21 protein-coding genes are annotated in these 23541 nt (G+C 54.4%); 11 read left to right on the plus strand and 10 right to left on the minus strand.

Going from position 1 to position 23541, the window contains the following annotated elements; translation table 11 throughout:
- Positions 1-4 precede the first annotated feature (4 nt).
- From VN12_RS20755 to VN12_RS20765, 3 genes are all read left to right on the plus strand, one after another.
- Positions 5-2641: an HD domain-containing protein gene (locus tag VN12_RS20755; RefSeq protein WP_146678592.1), complete on the plus strand. Its 2637-nt coding sequence runs from the start codon at positions 5-7 to the stop codon at positions 2639-2641.
- A 20-nt stretch (positions 2642-2661) separates the two neighbouring features.
- Complete coding sequence (locus tag VN12_RS20760) at positions 2662-4632, plus strand: ATP-dependent helicase (protein ID WP_146678593.1); 1971 nt, start codon at positions 2662-2664, stop codon at positions 4630-4632.
- 71 nt (positions 4633-4703) lie between these two features.
- Positions 4704-6422, plus strand: coding sequence for a serine hydrolase domain-containing protein (locus VN12_RS20765; RefSeq protein WP_168164538.1), 1719 nt, complete (start codon positions 4704-4706; stop codon positions 6420-6422).
- Positions 6423-6952: 530 nt separating this feature from the next.
- Here the strand turns inward: VN12_RS20765 and VN12_RS20770 are convergent.
- The 3 genes from VN12_RS20770 to VN12_RS20780 form a co-directional block, all read right to left on the minus strand.
- Complete coding sequence (locus VN12_RS20770; protein WP_146678595.1) at positions 6953-7615, minus strand: hypothetical protein; 663 nt, start codon at positions 7613-7615, stop codon at positions 6953-6955.
- 115 nt (positions 7616-7730) lie between these two features.
- Positions 7731-8186, minus strand: a complete 456-nt coding sequence (locus VN12_RS20775; RefSeq protein WP_146678596.1) for a flagellar basal body rod protein FlgB — start codon at positions 8184-8186, stop codon at positions 7731-7733.
- A 3-nt stretch (positions 8187-8189) separates the two neighbouring features.
- Complete coding sequence (locus tag VN12_RS20780) at positions 8190-8663, minus strand: hypothetical protein (RefSeq protein WP_146678597.1); 474 nt, start codon at positions 8661-8663, stop codon at positions 8190-8192.
- 126 nt (positions 8664-8789) lie between these two features.
- Here VN12_RS20780 and VN12_RS20785 point away from each other — a divergent pair, with 126 nt between their 5' ends.
- From VN12_RS20785 to VN12_RS20800, 4 genes are all read left to right on the plus strand, one after another.
- Complete coding sequence (locus VN12_RS20785) at positions 8790-9653, plus strand: formyltransferase family protein (RefSeq protein ID WP_146678598.1); 864 nt, start codon at positions 8790-8792, stop codon at positions 9651-9653.
- 13 nt (positions 9654-9666) lie between these two features.
- Positions 9667-10503 carry a hydrogen peroxide-dependent heme synthase gene (gene hemQ / locus VN12_RS20790; RefSeq protein WP_146678599.1) on the plus strand — a complete coding sequence of 279 codons (837 nt, stop codon included), beginning with the start codon at positions 9667-9669 and terminating at the stop codon, positions 10501-10503.
- A 307-nt stretch (positions 10504-10810) separates the two neighbouring features.
- Positions 10811-12700 carry a 2-oxoacid:acceptor oxidoreductase subunit alpha gene (locus VN12_RS20795; RefSeq protein WP_146678600.1) on the plus strand — a complete coding sequence of 630 codons (1890 nt, stop codon included), beginning with the start codon at positions 10811-10813 and terminating at the stop codon, positions 12698-12700.
- A 64-nt stretch (positions 12701-12764) separates the two neighbouring features.
- Positions 12765-13781, plus strand: coding sequence for a 2-oxoacid:ferredoxin oxidoreductase subunit beta (locus VN12_RS20800; RefSeq protein WP_146678601.1), 1017 nt, complete (start codon positions 12765-12767; stop codon positions 13779-13781).
- A gap of 26 nt (positions 13782-13807) precedes the next feature.
- On the opposite strand, the gene VN12_RS20805 is transcribed toward VN12_RS20800, so the two are convergent.
- From VN12_RS20805 to VN12_RS26870, 7 genes are all read right to left on the minus strand, one after another.
- On the minus strand, positions 13808-14452 hold the full coding sequence (locus VN12_RS20805; RefSeq protein ID WP_146678602.1) for an RNA polymerase sigma factor: 645 nt from the start codon (positions 14450-14452) through the stop codon (positions 13808-13810).
- A complete protein-coding gene (locus VN12_RS20810; protein WP_146678603.1) occupies positions 14449-15204 on the minus strand; it encodes a hypothetical protein in 756 nt (251 codons plus the stop codon). Before VN12_RS20810 ends, VN12_RS20805 begins: the two co-directional genes overlap by 4 nt.
- A 12-nt stretch (positions 15205-15216) precedes the next feature.
- A complete protein-coding gene (locus VN12_RS20815; RefSeq protein WP_240491213.1) occupies positions 15217-17418 on the minus strand; it encodes a serine/threonine protein kinase in 2202 nt (733 codons plus the stop codon).
- A gap of 104 nt (positions 17419-17522) precedes the next feature.
- Positions 17523-18134, minus strand: a complete 612-nt coding sequence (locus VN12_RS20820; protein ID WP_146678604.1) for a hypothetical protein — start codon at positions 18132-18134, stop codon at positions 17523-17525.
- A gap of 180 nt (positions 18135-18314) precedes the next feature.
- On the minus strand, positions 18315-18767 hold the full coding sequence (locus VN12_RS20825; RefSeq protein WP_146678605.1) for a hypothetical protein: 453 nt from the start codon (positions 18765-18767) through the stop codon (positions 18315-18317).
- 164 nt (positions 18768-18931) lie between these two features.
- Entirely contained in the window at positions 18932-19459 is a 528-nt protein-coding gene (locus tag VN12_RS20830) for a 3-hydroxyacyl-ACP dehydratase FabZ family protein (protein WP_146678606.1), read from the minus strand.
- Positions 19460-19531: 72 nt separating this feature from the next.
- Entirely contained in the window at positions 19532-19630 is a 99-nt protein-coding gene (locus VN12_RS26870; protein ID WP_369299140.1) for a 50S ribosomal protein bL37, read from the minus strand.
- 362 nt (positions 19631-19992) lie between these two features.
- On the opposite strand from VN12_RS26870, the gene VN12_RS20835 reads away from it, so the two are divergent.
- From VN12_RS20835 to VN12_RS20850, 4 genes are all read left to right on the plus strand, one after another.
- Positions 19993-20322 (plus strand): HesB/IscA family protein, encoded by a 330-nt coding sequence (locus VN12_RS20835; RefSeq protein WP_146678607.1) that lies wholly within the window; start codon positions 19993-19995, stop codon positions 20320-20322.
- A 222-nt stretch (positions 20323-20544) separates the two neighbouring features.
- On the plus strand, positions 20545-20787 hold the full coding sequence (locus VN12_RS20840; protein WP_146678608.1) for a hypothetical protein: 243 nt from the start codon (positions 20545-20547) through the stop codon (positions 20785-20787).
- An 867-nt stretch (positions 20788-21654) separates the two neighbouring features.
- A complete protein-coding gene (locus tag VN12_RS20845; RefSeq protein ID WP_146678609.1) occupies positions 21655-22401 on the plus strand; it encodes a gamma-glutamyl-gamma-aminobutyrate hydrolase family protein in 747 nt (248 codons plus the stop codon).
- Positions 22402-22720: 319 nt separating this feature from the next.
- Positions 22721-23536 carry an SGNH/GDSL hydrolase family protein gene (locus VN12_RS20850; RefSeq protein WP_240491214.1) on the plus strand — a complete coding sequence of 272 codons (816 nt, stop codon included), beginning with the start codon at positions 22721-22723 and terminating at the stop codon, positions 23534-23536.
- The last annotated feature ends 5 nt before the right edge of the window (positions 23537-23541 follow it).

Below are 23541 nucleotides of genomic sequence, written 5' to 3' on the forward strand. Positions count from 1 at the left end.
GGCAATGCCGTGTTGTCAATTGTCCTCTCTCCATCCACAAGTTGTTGCGGCCCGCGCGTTTCTCTCCGAAGCGCGCGAAAAGGCTAAAGGTCTTCATCAGTCTGGCGGAAGTGGATTTCAAGTTTGTTCGGCATGGACCGATGATGTCGACGAAGTTGTTCGTCGCCTGATTCGCGTTGCGCTTTCCGAACTGCCGACCCCCCCTGACGCGAGCAAGTTCGTTTTTGTGGCGCTAGCGGGATATGGTCGCCGCGATTTGGCTCCGTACTCCGACATCGACTTGATGCTCCTTTATCGGGGGAGTGAAACAGCGATCGCACCTTTGGCACGTGCGATCGGGCAGATGATCGTCGACGCAGGGTTGCAGCTATCGCTCGCGGTCCGAACACCTTCTCAAGCCAGATCGTTGGCGTGGATCGACGCCACGGCCTTAACCTCGTTCGTGGAAATGCGATGGGTTGAGGGGAGTCAAGCGCTCTTTGATCAGTTCCAGCATTCGATGTTGATCGGATGCAAGTGGCGAAACAGTCGCTTGGCAACCATGATCGAAAACGAGCGGCTCGCGGAAAGGAAGAAGTTCGGCGAAACGATTTATCTCCTGCATCCCAACGTGAAGCGGTCGCGGGGATGCTTGCGCGACGTCCAAATCGTGCGCTGGATCGGCTTTGTCTGCTACGGGGAACGAGACCCTGCCCAGTTGGCAGATATGGGGATCATCGCAAAAGAAGACTACACGACTATTCAGAATGGATACCTGTATTTGCTGAGGTTGCGAAACCAACTCCATTTCATGGCGGGTCGGTCTCTCGATTCGCTGGATCGCCCCAAGCAGATGGAGCTGGCGAAGTGGTCGGGAATGCAAGGCTCCGATGGGGTTCTTCCCGTCGAAGAGTTCATGCAGAACTTTTTTGAGATCACCAGTGAAGTTCGTTACAGTTCCGCCAATTTTGTCGGGGTGACGCGATCGCGAATCAGCGTCGTTGCGACCCTCGCAAAGTTTCTTGGCTGGCCGATCGGCAAAGGAATGCGAATTGGGTTTAAGGAGATTTGGGCGACGCGATCTGGTCTGGAGCGCATCAAGTCGGACCCCGCACGTGTTCTGGAATTGATGCAATTCTCGAACCTGTACAATCGGCGGATTGATCACCGCACATGGCGGACGATTCGCGAAGCGATGCTTCGCCGGCAGGAGAAGTCGGCTTCGATGGAAGCCATCAATCGATTCCTTGAGTTGATCAAAGAACCGCGTCGGTTGGGGGACGCGCTGCGACGATTGCATGAATTGCGGGTGCTCGAGCAAATCATTCCTGCTGTGAGCCATGCTCGATGTTTGCTGCAGTTCAATGAGTATCACAAATACACGGTCGATGCACATTGCATCCGATCGGTGGAGGCGGCATGCGAATTTGGTCGCGAAGATAGTGTCTTAGGCCGTGTCTACCGAGGGCTTCAGAACAAACGCATACTTCACCTTGCCCTTCTTCTGCACGATTTAGGAAAGGGCTTTGTCGAGGATCATAGCGAGGTAGGGCGCGTGATCGCGGACGAAACCGCATCGCTCTTAAAGCTGTCCGATGCCGATCGAGACCTGTTGGTCTTTTTGGTTCACCAGCACTTGTTGATGACGCACACGGCATTTCGGTTCGATCTATCGCAAAAGGCGCCAGCGGTTCAGTTCGCCAAGCAAGTGGGGTCGATGGAGCGACTGCAACATTTGCTGGTTCTTTCTTGTGCCGACTTGGCCGCCGTCGGGCCGGGGGCGTTGAACGATTGGAAATTGAACCTCATCCTCCAGTTGTATGATGCGACCGAAGCGCAGTTCGGCAGCGAAAGTTCGGACCAGCGATTTTTGAATTTGGTGACCGGGATGCGCAAAGAAGTAGCGCAACTGCGAACCACGGGTGAGCAGGCAGATCCATGGTGGACAGAGCAAATTGAGCACGTTCCTGCAGGCTACTTGCTCAACTTGAAACCGAAGCAATTGATCGAGGAACTTCGCCGGCTCCGGCAGTTGACGCCGGAGCATCCCACGCAGGCTTGGGGAGCATTTTTGCCAGAACGGGACGCCATCGAATATGTCATCGCTGTTCGGCAGGAAGAGCCCATTGGATTATTCCATCGGATCGCAGGGGCCATGGCGAGCCAAGGATTGAGTATTTTGTCCGCTGAGATTCACACCCAACCTGGGATGATTGCGTGGGACCGATTCTTGGTCGAAGATCTCGATTTCGATGGGCCGCCTCCTTTGCAACGTATCGAGCAGGTTTGTCGACACATTACGCAGGCGGTCGATCCTGCGAATACGAAACCCCCGGTGTTTCGACGCGTTTGGAAAGCCCAGGCGGACGCCGATGCGGCTTCTTCCCGATTGCAACCAACCCAGATCCGTTTCGATAACGGAACATCCGATCGCCATACAATTATCAACGTGTTTGCCTACGATCGAACGGGATTGCTCTACGACATTTCCAAGACGCTGTATGAGCTCAACCTGGATTTGCAGGTGGCCAAGGTCAGTACGCACCTCGACCAAGTCGTCGATGTGTTCTATGTAACGGAACTGGGAGGGGGTAAGATCACCGAACCGACTCGGCTCTACACCCTGCGTCAAAGTTTGTTGCGCGCTATCGAATCGACCTAGTTCATACCCTCAAAGCAGCCATGACGATCGACGATTTGCTCCTGGAATTGAATGAGTCCCAGCGTGCAGCCGCGACGCTTCCTTCGCAGCATGCCATGGTCATCGCGGGGGCTGGATGTGGGAAAACCAAGACGATCGTAGCACGGGCGGCCTATCTGATTTCCAAAGGGGTTCCTCCCCAACGCATCCAGATCTTGACTTTCACACGCAGGTCCGCTTCGGAAGTGGTCCATCGGGTCCGATCACACCTGGGGGATACCGCAAAAGGACTGCAGGCCTCGACATTCCATAGCTGGTGTATGAATGTCATCCGGATGGCGCCGGAAGCCTTTGGCTGCCAAGGATTCTCGGTCATCGATCGCGAAGACCAGATGCAGATGTTCAAATTGGCGCGAGGTAACATTAAAGACAAAGATCTCCCAAAGTCCAAAGAGATCCTCGACTTCTACTCGTACGCACGGAATACAAAGCAATCGCTCGGCGCGACATTACAAAAAGTTGCGCCGGAGCTTGAGTCACAAAAGGCGGTAATTGCCGAGGTGATGAAATCGTACGAAGCGAAAAAACGTGAGCGTCGCTATCTCGATTACGACGACATTCTCGATGTGGTCGCGCAACGATTGAGCAACTCGCCGGAAACGAGAGATTGGCTTTCGAAGCACTTCGAGTTCGTATTGGTCGACGAAATGCAAGACACCAATCCTTTGCAGTGGTCTCTGTTGGAACCATTAAGCCATCAATCGATTTTGTTTTGCGTGGGTGACGATGCGCAATCGATTTATGGGTTTCGTGGAGCGGATTTCCAAAATGTACATAGCTTCACCGAAAGGGTGCCGAACTCGATCCTGTTGAAGCTTGAAGAGAATTACCGGTCCACTCAGCCCATTCTGGATATTTCGAATTGGTTGCTCGCACAAAGCTCGCTCGGGTACGACAAAAACCTGCGTTCGATGCGGGGTGATGGAAACAAACCAGCATTGATGCGATTTGAAAACGAATGGGAAGAAGCAACCTGGATTTCGGAAGACTTGCTCAAACGGCACGACTCCGGTGCCGAATGGCGAGACCATATGATCCTCGTTCGGACCGGTTTTGCGGGAAGAACATTGGAAACGAGCTTCTTAGCTCGCAATATTCCCTACACGTTTATCGGTGGGCTGAAATTGCTCGAGTCGGCTCACATCCGCGATGTGCTCTCTCTGTTGCGGTTGGTAGCCAATCCCACGGACGATTTGGCGTGGGCAAGATTCTTGACGTTGTGGCCTGGGATCGGCGAGCGAACGGCAAGTCGCTGTGTGACCGCCATCGCCGGCCAAACGAGAATCGAGGAGTGTGTTTCGGCTCTTCAACGCGAGACGAGGTTGGGACCCGCGATCTTCGATGCGATTACGAGGGTGGAGCAAGTCAAATTGCAAGCCAGTCAAGCTTTTGCCAAGGCGGTGGAATCCCTGGAGCCTTCGCTGGAGGAAAAGTACAAAAATCAAGATTGGGACAAGCGAAAGCGAGATTTCTTGCTCGTTGAGAAGCTTGCAGAGCGACACACATCTATATTGAGTTTTATCGAAGACTACATGCTCGATCCGGTGTACACCTCCGAAGTAGAAGGTGTTGACTCCACCGACCGAGTTACCTTGATCACCATCCACTCCGCGAAGGGAGCTGAATCCCCGGTCTGCTACGTGGTCGATGTCTCTCCTGGTTCGTACCCGAGTGTCCGATCGATGAGTGACCCCGAGGAAGTCGAAGAGGAGCGGCGAGTCCTTTATGTCGCGTTGACCCGTGCAAAGGACGAACTGATCATCACGCGTAGAAGTGCCTCGTCTTGGGCCAAATGGAGTTTTCCTGGCAAGAACAACGATGATGCGTACTTCTTCAATAACTTGCCGATCAAACTGGTCACACAAGGCAAATTGGGCGGAAAACGCCATCAGCCCCCTACCCCGCCCCCTCCCGCCGCCGGGCCGATCCATGTAGGTATCCAATGGGATTGAAATTTGGGATTTTCGCACTGCAAATCTCAACGTGTGCGTGGCCGATTGGTGCGTGGAGTCCTGGTGCAACGATGCACTCGCGATTCGTTTCGTTCGTATTGGGGCTCGCTTGGATTGCTTGCATGCAACCCATGATTCGATCGCAAGACTCCTTGTCCTCGATCGAGTCCAAGCGTGCGGAGCGCAAAGAGTTTCAATCTTTGGAGCTTTTTCCCGCGCGGCAAGGGGCTTGGATTTTTCCGCTTGCTCTCCCTCCCAAATTGATTTGGCGAGATGCCGAAGGGGCTCGCAAATTCGGGTACTCGCCGGGCTTCGTTGTGCGATGGTTCGGCCCAAACCTTCAAGAGTCAACGGTTCCGGATCAAGGAGGGAGGTGGATCGCGTTAGTGGAGGGGACTGCTCCGAATCAAACCCCCATGCGGCGTGGTTTCACGTTTTACGCGATACCAAATGATATCGCTGCCTCCCAAACGTTTGTACCTGACCTAACGGTGGAGCTCCCCCACTTTCCAGGTCCTCAAGCTCCAGAGTCCTGGCATGAACATCAACGGGAGTTCGATCGCAGCTCGAAGGATCTTTTGATCAAGTCGCTGATGGATCACGAGCAAGGCGCGATCTTGGTCGCAGGGATCGCCGAAACGAAAGATTTGGGACGTCCCAAACGATTTCATGAATGGACCCCATCGGTTAACTCGCAGAGGCATTTGGATTTGAAGCTCCAGAGAATGGGAATCGAATTGCCGCTGCACGGATTGAATCCGCCTCGTCAAAAATCGGTACCGTCCACGGTGATTCGCTCTGGAACTTGCGAAGAGGCTGGGGTTCCAGCTCACGCTAAACGACGTATCGACTCGTTTTGCGAGGAATGGGTGAAGGCGACAAAGGAACCGTTCGTAACCTTGGTAGCCAAGAACGGAGTCATCATCACGCATGCGTCCTATGGGGCGGGTCCTGACGGCCTACCCATCGGCTTGGATTACCGTTGTTGGGTAGCATCGATTACGAAGACAGTCACGTCCATTCTGTTCAGCCAATTTGTGGACCAAGGCTTGATCGAACTAGATTGGACGCTGGATCGAGTCTTTCCGGACTATCCTGCCCATGCACCTTCGGTTCCAACATTTCGCCAGCTACTCAATCACACAAGCGGATTGAGCGGGCATGGTGATTGGGGAGGGATGTTCAATCCTTATCTGGAAAACATCGTTCTCAATGGGATCGATGTCAACGAACCAGGTAAGAAGCATGAATATTGCGGACTCGGTTTTGAATTGGTCGGTAAGGCGATGGAAATCAAGACAGGAAAGTGTGCTGCGAGGATTTACTACGATCATCTTTTTGCACCTTTCGGAATGCAGAACGTGATCATGGGAAACGCCAGTTCCGATGGCGAATTCACGGCCATGGAATTAGCCATCTTAGGGCAATGGCTCGCCAACCAAGGAAGCTATGGTGATCGTCAGTTTATAGACCCGAAAACCTTTGCTCAGATGCTTCCGAGTCCATCGGGTGAGGAGGCGGTCGCAGGAGATCATGGACTGGGGCTGCACCGTATTCGGCACCGCAGGGTAGATGCCGATCCAAAATCGAAGGGTCAGGGATCGCTGTTGTTTAGCGAAAATGCGTTCGGGCACGGATCTTTTTCCGGCTGCATTCTGGTCGTTGATCCCGATCAGCAACTCGTCATTGTCCAAGCGAGGAAACGATTCCAAGCGACTGACAATACGTACTGGGCTCGTTTCTTTCAAGTCGTCGCAGACGCGATAAATGACGGTACGGAAAACGATTAGACCTCAGCGAACCATCGCGCGCCATCAGGTCCCTTTTTCAACATCAAAATCACCATCACCGCTTTCCCTTTGCGATCTTCGCGCCTTGGCGCGCGACTTCTTTGCTCTGATTTGAGAAGAGGTTGCGCGCCAAGGCGCCGAGCTCGCGAGGAGGAGGGGAGTGGGGCATGGAATGGATAAGGGGCGAACTGGAAGTTCTATGGAATCCCCCAACCGAGTCCCCAAACGACCCCCCCGCTATTCTCTGTCCACGGCTTTCCCTTTGCGATCTTTGCGCCTTGGCGCGCAACTTCTGTGCTCTGGTTTGGGAAGAGGTTGCGCGCCAAGGCGCCAAGCTCGCGAGGAAGAGGGGAGAGGGGTATGGGATGGATAATGGTCGAATTGGAAGATCTATCGAATCTCCATACCGAGTCCCCATACGCCCACCCACTATTCTTTGTCTTCGGCTTTCCCTTTGCGATCTTCGCGCCTTGGCGCGCAACTTCTTCCTTCGGATCTACAAGGAAGCTGCTTGCCGAGCTCCATGAGGATTAAGGGAGACCGATTCCCAAGGGGGAATAGTTCGGAGGTGGTGGCGCTTCCAAGGTGGGCGCTTGCGGGTAGTAATCGTCTTGCATTGGCCCCAGGGCATTCCAAGGCCCGACGCCGAATCCGCCACCCATTCCGCCAACGAAGGGAGAGTTGGGTTGGTTGGGGGATGGGTACCCAGGTGGGGGGGCGAAACCTCCCCAAGGCAATCCGCCGACGACTTGCGGGAGCTGGGGGCCCCACATGCCATAGGGAACCGCAAAAGGTCGGTTCGGATAGCGCCATTCGCCATAAGGTCGCACATCGCCTCCCCATTGTTCGACGACATGGTAGTTGTCACTGCTGAAGCCAGCTTGCAGAGTGCTACGGGTGTGCCGGAATCCGCTTCGAACGTAGTCCGGTCTCAACGCAACGACCGGCTGAATTCCTTGCGAGTATTGATCCAGTCTCGCGCCGTTTTCATCGTGCGTGTAGGTCGAAGGAAGAGTTGTACAGTCCACTGTCGTCGGTTTGGTCCGCTGCGCGAACTCGGATGGAGCCACGGCAGGCGACTTGCTCCGGTGAATAGGTGCAACGGGTTGTCCCGCCATCGCGTGTGGAACGCAAAGAACCACCGAAGCGATCGACACAATTCCAGCAAAGAGATGATTGGGAGCGGTTTTCATAGGTTCCAGAGTAGTTCGATGCTACGGGAACCAAAATAAAACAGCGTTAAACTCTGCTCAAACCAGCGAAGATGGGACGGATGTGACGATTTTGCGGGGAGGGATCCGAGAACGGTTAAACGTTCACGCTTTCCGAGATAGCCATTTTGAGGTTTTGGAATTGGGAACGCATTAGCGCGATAGCGATATTGTGCATCGACTGGTTTTTCGACATCTGTGCAACTTGCATTTCTACACTATCGTCGCTGCCATCGTGGTAGACGACTTGCCGCATCGAGTCGTACACATTCTGTACCGCTTGATCATGCTCCACAGCCATGGCTGGGTCCGCGTCCTGTCCCTCCAAGACGCTGAGACGGAGGCCGGGGGATTGTTCGGCGATCCGCTTTTTGCTTTCATGGAGCGATTTGAGGCTGTCTTGGAAGTCATCGACCGAGAGGTCTCGTGTCTTGTAGCCTGGCGTATCCATGTTCGCAATGTTGCTGGCCAAGATCGCGTGGCGCCGGTCGGCGAATTCGACCGTCTTTTCCAAGCTTTGAAGCGCCGAGTTTCCGAACAAGGATGGAAACATCGTTCAACCCTCCAGGATAAATTCGGAAGGGTTATCGTGCTCGGAGTCGAGGGTCGAAGCGTAAGCGCGTTGGATCTGATCCGCGGCGGCGTTCTGGAGCAGTTGCGATTGAACCGCCTCTCTTTGCAAATTCATATGGTCGAGGCTGCGGTTCTCGAGCAAGATCAATTGTTGGACGACGTCTTCGCAGCGTTTGACAATTTTTTGGCATTCCAATCTGCGAGCGGGAGAGCGCCAAACCCGTTTCTCGGGATCTTCGTGTTGGAAGGGATGCAGCTCGTTTTGGATCGCTTGGAGCGACTCCATCAATTGTTGTTTGCGCGAAAGCAATGACATCAGTCCCGACATGTCATGTTGGGCTACGAGTTCGTCCTGCTCGAGGGCCATCGACTGCATTTGCGATAGGAGGTGCAGTTTGGTTTCGAACAGGCCGAACAGTCTTTCGGTCGACGAGGAGGGTGAGGCTGTTGCATCCATACGTTTTCCATATCAAAAAGGGGAGTCCAGGCCAATAGCAGTGGACCGGGAGAGGGGGGGAGCAAGATCGGGGACAACCTGCCGCTCCCGTTTTCAAATGGGGAGTCAGTCGATACGCTATCCATCATGGAAGTCGTCATAACAGCCGTAGGTCCCGACAATGTTGGGTTAGCAGATCCGATCATTCACGATGTCACCACCCGAGGTGCCAACATCGCGGAGATCCAGATGTACGATCACGACGAGGCGGCCGTCTTCGCCATGATGTGCCGACTGCAAATCCCCAGTACGGAATGGGGGCCACTCAAGCGGTCCATGAAGGAAATCGCTGAGAAAACGCAGTTAGAAGTTCGAGTTTGGAGTCCCGATGAGCGACTTGCTCGCCCGAACTTGGCGATTTGCGTTACGCTCTTGGAGCAATCGCCTCGGGCGGTTTTACAAGCCATTCGAGACGGGGTGATCCGAGCCAATCCTGTTGTCTTGATCGGAAACCGCCGAAAGTGTGAGCCATTGGCTCGAGAGTTCGGGATCCCGTTCGAATTCATCGGCAATGATGATGGCGTGGCGGACGATTTAGAGATGGTTCGGATCATCGATCGGTATCAGGCTGATTATGTGATCTTGGCTCGCTACATGCGGGTGCTTCCTCCCGATACCTGTTGGAAATTTGCAGGGGGCCGGATTATCAACTTGCACCATGGTTTGCTACCTAGCTTCCGAGGGTTTCGACCTTACCACGACGCCTTTGCCGCCCGCATGCTCACATTTGGAGCGACCTGCCATTTCATCGTTCCCGAGTTGGATGCCGGGAATCAAACCATTCAGCAGACCGCGTTCACCGTCCCGCCTGGCACGAAGTTGGAAGAGATCATCGCCCGCGGTCAGGCCGACAATGAGCCTCGCTGTTTGGTCGAGGGAGTACGCCGGGTGTGTGCTCGGGAAGTTCAACTCCATTTTCACCGCGTGATAGCTCGCAACCCCTTTAACTAATAAGCCCTCCATCATGAATCCCCATGCAGCCCCTACCAACCTCCCTGAGCCATCGGTCGTTCCCGTCCAAGGACTTCATTGCGGGCACTACTTTTATCGTTGGAACCGAGCCGTTCTCCAGTCGTTGGGACCGGTGACTGCTTGCATGCGGTCCGATTTTGTCCAAGCGGTTCAGGCGGGAGACGTGACCAAACCGGAGCGACTGCAGTCGTTCATCGTTTCGGGGCACAAGGCGGATTTCGCCATTATTGCCATGGATCCGAATCCCTTCACCGTCGATGGGGTGCATCAGCGCATCATGGCATCGAAGCTCGGGGCGGCGATCGAGCCTGTCTACTCGTTCGTCTCCATGTCGGAAATCAGCGAATACTTGCCGGATAAAGAGCAGTATGCCCAAAAACTGATTCGGACAGGAGAAGACCCCTCGTCCCCTACCTTTCTGGCCAAAGTGGCTTCGTACGAGAAGCGGCTACCTATGATGTTTGCCCAGCGCCTGGCCCCCGATTTTCCCAACTGGCCAGCGATGTGCTTTTATCCGATGAACAAATCGCGCCATGTTGGAGCCAACTGGTTTTTGCAGCCGTTCTCGGTGCGATCGGAGATGATGGCCGAGCATGCGCAGAGCGGGATGGCCTTCGCGGGACGTGTCACCCAACTCGTAACCGCCTCGGTCGGTTTGGATGACTGGGAATGGGGGGTGACCCTTTGGGCCCGGAACCCTCAGTTTCTCAAGGAAATCGTTTACACCATGCGGTATGACCAAGCCAGCGCTCGATTCGGACAGTTCGGGCAGTTCTACACGGGGTATCTCGCGCAGCCCGAAGGAATTCTGCAGCACTGCCGGATCTAGGCCAATGGCGTGGTGGAAACCCGGGGATACGGCCCGGCGTCGAATCGGCGGGTTCCCACGGTTTCGGGTGTGGAGATGGTGATAGTTGAGAGGGATAGGGGCTTTGGGTTGTTTTTGAGGTACTCAACCTCCATCGGATTTGCCAGAATATGTGAAACTGGTGGGTCGGAATTATCGATACTACCGTTACAGATTGCCTGAGGTCGCCAGTTAACAGCGGCCTGCGTCTGACCCGTTCTATCTCGGAGAGCGGACTTACACCTTTTGCGCAGGACCGAATGCGCTCCTATTTTTTTTGCGACCTCTGATGACTACCGAAGCTATTTCGAGCAAGCCTGTACATTCTGTAAGCGGCGTGACTGTCCGGTTGGTGGGCGACTCTGGGGACGGGATGCAGCTCTTGGGAACCCAGTTGACCAACACCTCGGCGTTGTTGGGAAACGACGTTGCGACGTTCCCTGACTTCCCTGCTGAAATCCGTGCCCCGCGCGGGACTCGTGCAGGGGTTTCTGGATTCCAAGTGCAATTCGCTTCGCATGAAGTGCACACGCCGGGGGACTCGCTCGATGCCTTGGTCGCGATGAACCCAGCCGCCTTGGTGACGAATCTAGCGGACTTGATCAAAGGTGGACTTCTGATTGTCAACGAAGATAGCTTCGAAGACAAAGACTTGAAGCTGGCGAAACTCAAAACGAATCCGTTGGAAGAGCCCGCCATGGAAAATTACCGCTTGATCAAGGTGCCGATGACCCGGCTTACCAAAGAAGCGGTGGCAGAATTCGGATTGACGGTCAAGGAAGCGGACCGCTGCAAGAACTTCTTCGCCATGGGCTTGGTGTATTGGCTCTATGGTCGAAATATGGATGCGACGCTCCGGTTCATCCACGGCAAGTTCGGCGATGGCAAGTCGGTGATTGCTCAAGCGAACGAGAAGGCGCTCCGATCCGGTTGGGCTTTCGGCGAAACCATCGAAGGGATCGGTCACTCCTATCGCATTGAGCCTGCAAAGCTCGCTCCCGGAACCTATCGAAACATCATGGGCAATCAAGCGCTCGCGTGGGGCTTGATGACGGCGGCAAAGCGTTCGGGCAAGGACATGTTCTACGGGACGTACCCGATCACACCTGCTAGCGATATTCTTCACGAACTGGCAAAGTTCAAGAACTTCGGTGTATGCACATTCCAGGCAGAAGACGAAATCGCTGCCGTCTGTTCGGCCATCGGTGCAGCCTACGGCGGCCAGATGGCGGTCACGACATCGAGCGGACCGGGAATCGCTCTCAAGGCAGAGGCGATGGGGCTAGCATTGATGCTGGAGCTGCCCATGTTGATCATCGACGTGCAGCGGGGGGGGCCGAGCACGGGATTGCCGACGAAGACCGAGCAAGCGGATTTGTTGCAAGTCATGTTTGGCCGAAACGGGGAAGCGCCGTTGCCGGTCTTAGCAGCTCGCAGCCCGGCCGACTGTTTTGAAATTGTGCAGGAGGCATGGATGCTCGCAACGCAGCTCATGCTACCGGTGATCGTTCTTTCCGATGGATACATCGCAAACGGTGCCGAGCCATGGGCTGTCCCCGATGTTTCGAAGCTTTCGCCGATCAAGATCGATCATCCGGCGGAAAACAACAATCCCGATGGACCGTTTAAGCCCTATGCTCGGAACGATCTTCTCGCGCGGCCCTGGGCGATTCCGGGAACCCCCGGCCTCATGCACCGCGTCGGTGGGTTGGAAAAAGAAGACGGGACGGGGAACATCAGTTACGATCCGGACAACCACCAAAAGATGGTTAATATCCGGGCACAGAAGGTAGCCAATGCAGCCAAGTTGCTCCCGCCTCAACAAGTGATCGGGCCTCAAAGTGGCGACCTGCTTGTCATTTCTTGGGGCGGTACCTATGGGACTTGCTTAACCGGCGTTCAGCAGGCGCAGGCCGAAGGACACTCGGTCGCGTTGGCTCACGTCCGGTACATGAATCCTTTCCCCAGCAATCTGGGCGAGGTCATTTCTCGTTACAAGAATGTATTGATTCCTGAGTTGAACATGGGACAGCTCCGCATGCTGATTCGCAGCCGATATCTGGTCGATGCGGTCGGCTTTAACAAGGTCAAGGGTAAGCCCTTCACCGTCCGCGAACTGCACGAGAAGATCGTCGAGCACTGCAAATCATCGGTGCGGCACGAAGCGCATGCGAAGTAATTTCGCATGTCCCAATCACCAGCAACCAACATCGAAATTAAGTTCATAATCTAACGGAATCAATATGAGTACAGCACTCCCAGTCTTGAAGGCGGATGATTTTGCGAGCGATCAGGATGTACGATGGTGCCCAGGATGCGGCGACTATTCGATCCTAGCGCAAATGAAGAAAGTATTACCGGAGATCGGTGTGCCACCGGAGCAAACCGTTTTCATCTCCGGCATCGGATGCAGCAGTCGCTTTCCGTATTACGTCAATACCTATGGAGTGCACTCCATTCACGGTCGCGCTCCAGCCATCGCAACGGGGCTGAAACTTGCTCGTCCAGATTTGAGCGTCTGGGTGATTACGGGGGACGGCGACGCGCTCAGCATCGGCGGGAACCACTTCATCCACTTGCTGCGCCGCAATGTCGACTTGAATATCATCCTCTTCAACAATCGCATTTATGGATTGACCAAAGGTCAGTACTCCCCCACCAGCGTGGAGGGGCAGATCACCAAGAGCACGCCGATGGGCGTGGTCGATCATCCTTTGAATCCCATCAGCGTGGCAGTGGGGGCGGAAGCAACCTTCATTGCTCGTTCGGTCGATTCCAATATAAAGCATCTTGCTTATACCTTGAAGCGCGCCGCAGCGCATCGCGGGACCTCGTTCGTTGAAGTTTACCAAAACTGCAACGTATTCAACGACGGTGCTTGGGCTTATGCACAGGACAAAGCGACGCGTGAAGATACGACGATCGAGTTGGAGCACGGTAAGCCAATGATATTCGGAAAGGATCGGGACAAAGGAATTCGCCTGAATGGGCTGAACCTCGAAATGGTTGACTTGAAGGATGGCAAAGTCAAAGAAGACGATCTCTTGTTCCATGACGAGCAGGCCAATTCAACATTGGTCTATATGCTCTCTCGCATGCGACGTCCTGAATTCCCAGAACCTATCGGTGTCTTCCGTGATGTCAGAACCGATACATTTGAAGAAGCCGTACACGGTCAGATCGATGAAGTCGTCACTAAGAAGGGACGAGGCGATCTTCAAAAACTGTTCAACAGTGGCGAAACTTGGAAAGTAAACTAACCGTTCGTTGTTCGCCCGGGCGAATCCTATCCTAGTTCTGGAAAGGATTCGCGGTTGGCCAATCGGCTGAGAAGCGTCTTGGTTCGAAGAATAAAATCGGACTTGTAGTTCGCAACTTGCTGTTCGGTGACCGCGAGTCTTTCGGCGATCTCTTTATTGCTCATTCCTGCAACGAATAGCAATTCGATGCACTTGAGCTTTTTCCAATCCTCTTTCCCCTTCCACTTGCTGATCTGCTCACGGAGCGCGTCGACAAGGGCTAACTCTTCCGCGTCCCGACGTTCGACCGATCGAACGATACTACTTACGGCTCGGTAAGGAGCCGGTGCTTGCTGAGCACCATCGCTGGAACCATCGGGCGAGGTAAACGAAGTCGCTTGTCTGCGTCCTAGTTTTCGCAAATGGTCCGTCAGTTTGTACGCTGCGATCGAAAACAGATAGCCTTCGAGGGGACGCTCGCAATCGTAGTTGGGAAGGCTGTTCAAGAAACCAAGAAAGGTGTCTTGAACGATATCTTCTGCGTGCGATCGGTCTAGCAATCGCGCCGACACAAAAGCGAGTAAACGTCCTTCGTACCGGTCGATCAATTGGCGCCAAGCGTCGGTATCACCAGCCCGGATACTATCAACGAGGATGCGTTCAGGATTCACGGGTGTATTTAGGGAACTCATGCCTTCAGTTTACGCGATTCCCGTCGAGCCAAAACCCCAACCAATCCAGACAAGAGAAGCATTCCTCCGATCGAAACTCCGCCCAGCGCTCCAACTTTCACAATTCGTTCCCCGAGGATGGCTCGCTCCTCCCAGCTTCGAACTAGTTCGATTTGATCTTTGGAAATATAAATCTGCTTCCACAATTGGTGATAGGTGCCCGAAGGTAATTCGATGACTTGGTCGTACTCGCAGTTTTGGACCAGCCAGTGATCCTCGATGTATTTCTTCGTCAAAGGTTTTAGTTGACTCGCGCTCGTATAGCGAAGTACGTGCATGTCGAGTGCTCGCTGTACCTCGGGAAGCAATTGGGAATCAAATTCTTCGTAACACTTCTCCAAGTCCTCTGCGGTCGCCGTTGGAATCGCAAACCGAAGTTCTCCTTCGCCGACTTGTGGTGCCCTCACCCAATCCGGTGCATCCACAGGTAGAATGAGTTTATCCATCGGTTGCACCGGTGAGGACGAATCCACCTTGGGTGGATCGATTTGAATATTTTCCACCTCTACCTTTGTGCTCAATGCCGGAGGCTCATTTCGTTCAGGCAAGGCTTGTATGTCGAGTGATTCGGCGTTGGATGGATCTTCCAATTCGGGGGGCGCGGGAGCGGACGGAGCTGCAGGTGGCGGCTGGTCCACCACTGCCACGTCGCCTTCTGGATTCTGCACCGTGATGATGATGGTGAAGAGGAAGCAGGAGATGATGCACTTCATAGATTCGAATCCTTAGGCGAGTCTCGCCTCTTTGTAGTTGATCCAAGGCGATGCCAACTGAACGGCAAAGGACGTGACACCTGCGAGAAGCAAGCACCAGGGCATTGGAAACGCGAAAAGTCCTTGCACCAACGCGGCCATGGCGACCGACCAAGCAATCGTCCAAATGCTAAACCGGCTACGTCGTAGAACGTCCGCTTGTCTCCACCACCTCACGATCCACATCAAACAGCAAAAGTATGCGATGTGGGCAGGCAAGAGAGGCTCGCCTCCCTCGCTGTAAAATCCCTTCCACGCTTTGTTCCAGTCCGGGGAGCGAAATTCCACGCTCCCCCATTGGGTGGACGTGATCTCCTGCCAAGGAATGTACAGCCAATCGCTGAGACCGTAGCTTGCTAGGCCTAGCATGACGCCGGAGGACATCAAGACGAATCGATAGACAATGGAGTCCTCCGATTGTGTCTCCCACCGTCGTGCAAAGAAGATAACAGTCCAGGACGTCAGGAGGGCCATGACGCCTGTCCAAGCGATCCCTCCCAGCCAAGGCGTACTATCTCCTTCGTATCTCGCGTGAAGCAAAAGCGAGCTCGCCAGCGCGAGCGACGCAATGACTGCCCCCGAAAATCCCCAGGAACGAGTTCTCGCATAGGTCTTCGCCCAGACTCCTCTGACATGAAGTTGTTCGCGTTGGTCCTTTTGCCAATTCCTCAATGCAACCCGGTATGGCACTGGGGTGGTCTTAGCAACTGGCTGCGCCGGAGCAAAAACCGTCGCACCTCTGGGAGCGCCCGCAACAGGAGGAACATGGTTGGTGGCTGCAAAGGAGGGTTTCAGCGGCAAGAAAGTTTTCTGCGCCCGCGCCGGGCCTCCTGTCAAGAACCAAACAATGTAGTAGATCACATAGCCGAACAAAGCCATGAATCCGAGGGGAGCAATCCATCCACCGTTGGTGATAAGCAAGATGATGGAGAACGCGATGACGACCCCGCGCATCCCAGCAGGTAGGCTTCGAAACCAAGCCTGCGCTTCGCCGATAGCTTGATGAACAGCTCGCGCGACCGGTTCGTGGTAAAGGGGGGATTGGCTGGCTGCAGCCGCATTGTGTCCTCCCGGGAACGCTTTGTTCGGTCCCAACGGAATGGCGCCGAGGGCAGCCAAACTGACGGCCGGGCCTCCTGCCAAGGTTGGATGATCGTTCCCAAGTTGCTTGGCGCCCGATGGTGAGACACCGGGGATAGGACCGGGTTGTTTTGGAAGAACGGGTGGCATGGCTCCCACATTGGGAGAACCGTTCAAGCTGCGGATTGCCATACCGCTGCGGTCCAACTCCCAACCAATCGCCGCCAGCATCTCGCGACAGTCGCTAAACCGAGAACCAGCGTTTTTGGCCAGTGCTTTCTGGATAGTATAGGCGAAGGGTTGGGGAAGCATGCTGACATCCGGATCCGCGGTCAAATGCTTCAGGATGATTTCCTGGCTGCTCTCGCCATCAAACGGTACGACACCGGTCAACATTTCATAGAGAATGACACCGAGCGAGTAGATGTCGATCTCTTTGCCGTACTGTCCCTTGCCAATTTCGGGGGCCATGTAGTGGAATGTGCCTACGCTTTCGGTTTGGCCCCCTCGGCGCGACGTGCTGATGTACTTGCTCAAACCATAGTCGCCAATTTTTACGAGCGAGTTGTCGATAAAGACGTTGGCGGGCTTCAAATCGCGGTGCACGATCCCTTGGTCGTGCAAATAAGCGACTCCGGCGGCGAGTTGCGCGAAGAGGGAAATGGTTTCTTCCAAATCGACGTGAGTGGAGTGGCGGTCGATTCGATCGCGAAGTGATTCTCCCGCGATGAACTCCATTACGATCCAGCCTTGGTCCTCTTTGTCGAATCGAATGTCATAGATCCCGACCAAGTTCGGATGGCGAAGATTGAGACAGTGCCGCACCCCGCGGACTTCGACCTCCAAGTTCTTTTGGATTCGCTTCAAGGCGACTTCTTTGCCTGATTCGCTTTCGGCAAAGTACACCTCTCCAAAGCCGCCGGTGCCGACGCCCCGTTTTATGACATACCCATCGAGCGGCTTGTCTCCATTGCCGTATTGGAACTTCATCGAAGCACCGAAGTTTCTATTCTGATTTGGAGGAGAAGGCTTAAGACTAGTACCGGGCTGCTCTGGAACGGGAGGAGATTTCCAGCGGTTCAAGACGGCAAACATGGCACTTCCTTCTGGCGTCCAGAGACGTAAAACCTCTTGTTGAAAGAGGTGTCTAAACGGTTTTTCTAGAAGTGCTTTCGTTTGTATTCCTGAAATCTTGGCTTTTATTCTACTATCATGGAGATTTCCCCACCGGTGATTTTTTGGCCAGGAACAAGCCGAAACGGGGCGCTCTGTTCTCGATCTCCGATCGTTAAGGACAAACCATCGGGAGGGCGTACCCACCACTCTTGTCCATGTCGAAAGAGAAGAAGAGTGTGCTGCCAGTCGTGGCAGCGAATGTGCGCTTGATCGGACGGGCCAATCACACAAGCATCGCCCAGCAAAATCGCGGCATCGAGCAGCGGCTGCCAACGGTGAGGGGGCTGCAACTCCAGTCGAGAGGAACAGCTCAACGGCGAAGGTCGCGAGTACAAGAGTTCAACATTCCCCAGCTGGAATCGGTCGAGGTGGTGCAGGACGACCGGATTTTGAATTGCCTCGCCCCGCAATTTTACTTCGGTGATAGGTTGCAGAATGTAATCCTCACCTACTTTGCGAATCGCTGCAGCGCGACGGCTTAAGCTCCCGCGAATGCAAAGGTCCGCGACACTGTCAGGGGTCGCTTGCCCCAGCACCAGTTCCTCTGCCTGGCAAAGGGCAAACGAACCGACTCCGTCGATCCAAAGGACGACAGGAGCAGAGGGAAATGGCCCGTGAGTAACTGGCTCTGGCATATCGGAAGAGGAGACTTGTGCAAGAAATAAGAAATCGAAGCAACCGTTCGCGTCCTGGCTGATTCTATCCCTCTTTCCGTTCGCATGTCGATTTCTTTGGCCGGTAAACGGCAAACGTGCCGCACAGATCCGAGTCTCCCTCGGGAGCAGCGTCAACAGTAACCCGGCACCCGATTCTTTTTACCAAGCCGCTTGGTGGGATTGGCTGGGAGCGACGGCCTCGACTTCGTCTTCGCGCGGCGTGAAGGCAGGGGCGGAAGGTACCGGGTGGAACTTGGGCCAAGGTGGCTCTTCGGGAGGCTTCACTTTCGATTGGAACCAAGCTTTGCACGCTTCACAGGAAACTTCATGCCGGGCTCGGCATCGATCTTTCCAGTCCGAGAGTCGTGCACGCGCCAGGAGTCCGGCGTCTTTCCAGCGAGAGGGGATCAGCTCCGGCCTCACCGGTTCAAGGTCGTTCGAGAGCGAATGGCAATCCTCCCACCCGTTGTCGGCAAGCAATGGCGACCTGTCCGCGCATGAACAGGAAATCGAATGGGTGCTGGAAGGGGCCGAATTGCCCAGAGTGGAGTTGGGGGCCAAGGCACCTGGGGGCGCGAGAACGATTGCGCAGCCCGACAGGGAAATGCACATGCTCGTTATTCCTAGCCAACCAAGTGACTGCCGAATCAACGTTGAATCCCCTAAACCCATACGCCGGATGCTCGATGCGGATTCCCGCTCATCCTAGTTTTCGACCGGCCGAACCCTCCCGCTTGAGAGAGAGTGCAACGATTAGGGAATTTGTACCGGTCGTTTCAGCTAGCCGGAGCAGCGGTTTGAAGCGTTTTGAGGTAGTCGACTGGAATAGGAATTCCCTTAAGGATTCCTTCCACAACGATGTTTCGGCCCACGATTCCCTGAAATCGGCATACGATCAGACGGGGCTTGCGGACCTTGAGTAGCTCGCACATGACGACGAGCCGCGAGCCTGGGAGGACCGGATCTCGGAACCGGACATCCTCCAATCCGCCGAATCCGACCATCGATTCCCCAAGCAATTTGTACTTGTGGGAACAATAGCAGCACACCTGCGCAACGGCCTCGAGCATCACCACGCCCGGCATGAGCGGCATTCCGGGCATGTGACCCCGGACCCAGAACTCGTCCTGGGTAAGGTCTTTGTAGCCTACGCATGCAACCTTGACGGGGTCTTCGTAGACGATGGCCGTCAATTGCTCCATCTCGAACCGTTGAGGGTTGTATTTGCGAATCTCATCGATGTCCGCCAAGACATTGTCGAAGTCGATGGTATCCGGATCGACGATGAACTCTTTCGCAACCAAAGTAGATCCTCGTTCAAAAGCGAGAGGGGATGCAAAGCGTCCCGGAGACGCTCAGAGCAACTCCGGATGGGCTTAGGTGCGGACCTTGCGTCGCTTTGCCTTGCGGGCCTTGCTGTTGGCGGCGCGCTGTCCGTGATTCGCCTTCTTGAGCTTTCGGTGTGGCTTGACCATTTCTGTCTTATCCTGACGACTTGGGTGACCTGAGAAGTGTAAAAATTCCTATTCGGGCAAGACTCGGTGTGTGCTGCAACTTTTCCTACGCGATTAGGTCGCGGGCGATCAGGGATCGCAATGGACCTCTCGCGTTTGCAGAAAACGGGCGAACCGCAACCTCTGCAAAAGACGAGCACCCTGGGGGCCAAGCCGATTCGGGCCGAATAGAATAGCAGGATCGATAATAGCTGCAAAGTCAAATTTGACTTGCCGGCCCAGGCATTCCGGGCATATTATAAGACAATCGTTTACGAGAGAACTCGTTCTGCCCGAAGGACGACGATTATAGAGGTTACTTTTGTTGGTGATGAGGATCTCAGATGGCGTTTAGTTTGTCAGAAGTCGCTGCCGAAGAGCTGAAAAAAGCGTACACCGAAGCCAGCTTTGGCCCCGAAACCTTTGTTCGTGTTGGTGTGATGGCCGGAGGCTGTGCTGGTTTCCAGTATTCGCTCCAATTCGATGACAAGTTCGATGAAAACAAAGACTCCCGCTATGAGCAACACGGGGTCAACTACGTCATCGACAAGAAGAGTGCCCTGCTCCTCGATGGAGCAACGCTCGGTTACCACAAGAGCTTGGAGCGGCAAGGGTTTACGTTTGAAAACCCGAATGAAGTGAAGTCTTGCGGATGCGGGAAATCCTTCCAATAGCAGTGCGGGAATCCCTGCCGATTCGACCACGGGACGAATCGGTGCTCCGGGGACGCCGATAGCAACAAAAACAAAAGGAGAGGGGAAGCCCTCTCCTTTTTTTGTTTCAATACGACCACTTGCCGTCTTTTGGTGGTTTCTTTGCCATAAACATATTGACAAAGACTGACAATGCGCAATAATCCGGGAGCTCGAAACACGCGAATCTGGAGTTTGGATTCCATGGCCCAATCGATACGGTTTTTGCGCAGCTGCCCGAGCTGTCACAAGTCCTTGCAGATTTCCATTGAACACCTTGGCAAGGATGTTGTCTGTCATCTCTGCGGCGCGCACTTTCGCGCATCCGCGGTGGACGCGAGCGTGGCGAAGCCCGTCGACGAGTTCGACTTGCGGGTGGCGCGTTTGATCCAAGCGGCCGATCGGCAATTGGAGCATTACTCTGGCGTCGCCGCTTCTCGCGATTAGCAGCCGGTTCGCCCAATGGAACGTCGGTTTCCGTTCCTGGCTCTCAGCTCTCAGCTCTCAGCGACCCGTGTTGCCCCCTGTTCGCTGTGTCAGGTGTTACACCGTACATTGGACCAGCACCCCCTATTGGCTTCGTGCCGTTCGGTTCGATTTTCAGGGGAACTTGGCTTTCTAGCTAGAGCAGCGCAAGGGGTGCGTTGTATGAGTGTCAGGCGTCCGGCGAGCGATTGTTCTGCGTCGATCCCTATCTCCTTCGCAAGGTTTGATGCTTCATGAGGAGCTCCTCCCCGCCGGGCTTTATTCGTCAGAACCGCCTGCCTTTTGGAGGAGCTCCTTGTGGCGATTCGATGAATCTCACTAGGAAGCTCGCCACGAGGCTCACTAGGAAGAGCGCGGAGTACGCCGATCGGAATCGGCGCGTGGCATGCGAGGTTCCGCAAAAAGCAAATCAGCGACGGGATATTGTTGCTTTTGCTAGCTCACAATCTCGTGCTAGCATTTGAGAGGGGGACTAAATATTGTGGGGCGTTTGCAATTGAGAAAATCTAACTTAACCTTCTCGCCACTCAAACGTACTCGAACGACGCCCGCTGAGACTCGAATGAGTTGTGTAGTACCTTTTCCCGTCTTATCGATTTGAGCTTTAAGGAAGCCGTCAAAACAACTTCGGGGGAATGGCTTGTAATGCACCAGTGGTAATTACGGGGTCGTTTCTCTGCCGACTTGATCACCAGGATGGATTCTTGGTTCCTTTCCTCAAGCCATCAAACCGTTTCCTAGCAATCGTTGACTTGCACTCCCGCGCATCGCGATAGCTGGCGACCCAGACTCTTGTTATTCATTTTTTGTTAGGAGGATCCTATTAGAATGAAGCGACCATTGATCGGATTGAATTGTGATTTTCGCGGTGCCAATCAAGGCACTCCTGCCTACTGTTATTTGGCTGCTGGCTACTTTGATGCCATCGCCAACGCAGGGGGAATTCCTGTACTGGTCCCTCCGATGTCGGACCATGAAAGTTTGTGCCACATCCTGGATACGCTCGATGGATTTGTGCTCGTCGGTGGAGCCGACTTGGACCCTCGCAACGATGGATATATGCTCCATAGTTCGGTCAGGCCGATGGAATCGCGACGAGAGGAGTTTGATCGCCGTCTCGCTCAAGAAGTATCGAACCGTCGCATGAGTTTGATGGCCATCGGTGTCGGCCTGCAATTGATCAATATCATCGAGGGAGGAAATCTCTTCTATCATATTCCGATCGATGTTCCGCATGCGATTCCCCACCGCGATCCTCATGATCCGAATCACCGCCATTCGTTGATCGTAGAATCCGACTCCATCCTCGGACGCGTTTATGGTGAAGGTGAGATTCGCGTCACCAGCCGTCACCACATGGCGATCGATCGACTCGCCGATGCCTTCAAGGTCACGGCGCGATGCCAAGATGGTATTATCGAAGGGATCGAAAGCGCATCGGACGATTGGTTCGTTGTCGGATGCCAATTCCATCCAGAGTCCCCAGCCGCCAGCGCTTTGGATATCCGTATTTTTGAAGAGTTCGTTGACGGGGTTGTTCGGTTCGCGAACCAGCCGATGCTGGCTGCTGCATAAAGCCCCTATCAGGCGCGCGTCTACGGGAGCATGGATGCCCACCCGGGACTGTTTTTATCGGAGACTCGCACGGCGGACGGATTCGGCCAGCGAGTCTCCTTTTCTCTCCTGCTTTTGTTTGTTCAAAGAGTCTACGAAACAACCTGCATTGGATCGCGGGACCCTCTTTTCCCATGGCGGCGCGGACCCAGGCGTACGGTGGTGAATCGACGGGGCGGGCATGGATGCCCTGTTTCGTTGTTCTCTCTGCTGCGGCGCCGAGATTCGCTATACTACCGGCCTCTCTAACCGGTCTCCCCCATTCGGATCTCCTTGCATCATGTCGATTTCCATTCGAAGAGTCGTATTGGCCAGTCTCTTCTCGTTTTCCTTCGTCTCCGGCTCTTTCATGATCCTTCCGGCGTTGGCACAGGACACGAGCAACAAACCGGCCTCTCCGTCCGATTCCTTCGAGCTGCCACCAACAGATGACGGTATCGAAGGCTCTGGACCGATCCGCCGATACGATTGGTTTCGAAATCTTTGGAAGCAACGACGGTCGCAATGGAACAAACAAAAAGAACGAGATCAAGGAGCGTTGGTGTTCTTTGGGGACTCTATCACTCAAGGTTGGGGGGATAATTTCAAAGGTGAGTTTGAAACGGCGAAACTTGCAAACCGAGGCATCTCGGGCGATACCACGCGAGGTATGCTCCTGCGACTAAACGAAGATGTATTGAGTTTGAATCCCAGCGGGATCGTCATGTTGATGGGAACCAACGATCTAGAAGAAAAAGCAGAACCCGAGACGATCGCGAGCAACGTCGCTCTCATTATCCAAAAAGTTCACCAACACAACCCAAAGACTCCTGTAGTTTTGTGTTTGGTCTTTCCCGCTTCGGAAAGCAAAGCGCGACCTGCATCGAAGATACGCGAAATCAATCGACTGTTGGAGGCTCGCGTCAAGGACGACGAGAAAGTCACCGTCGTGGATACTTGGTCCCTCTTCGCCAATGACAAAGGGGACGCAAAGCCCGAAGAATTTCCCGATCTCCTTCACCCCAACGATATCGCATATCGCAAGTGGGCCCAAACGCTTCGTCCGGTGCTGGAAGCCAATAAGCTGATCGCGCCGACCACACCTTCGAAAGAGTAGTCTCC

Source organism: Pirellula sp. SH-Sr6A, assembly GCF_001610875.1.
GTDB lineage: Bacteria > Planctomycetota > Planctomycetia > Pirellulales > Pirellulaceae > JBKCUI01.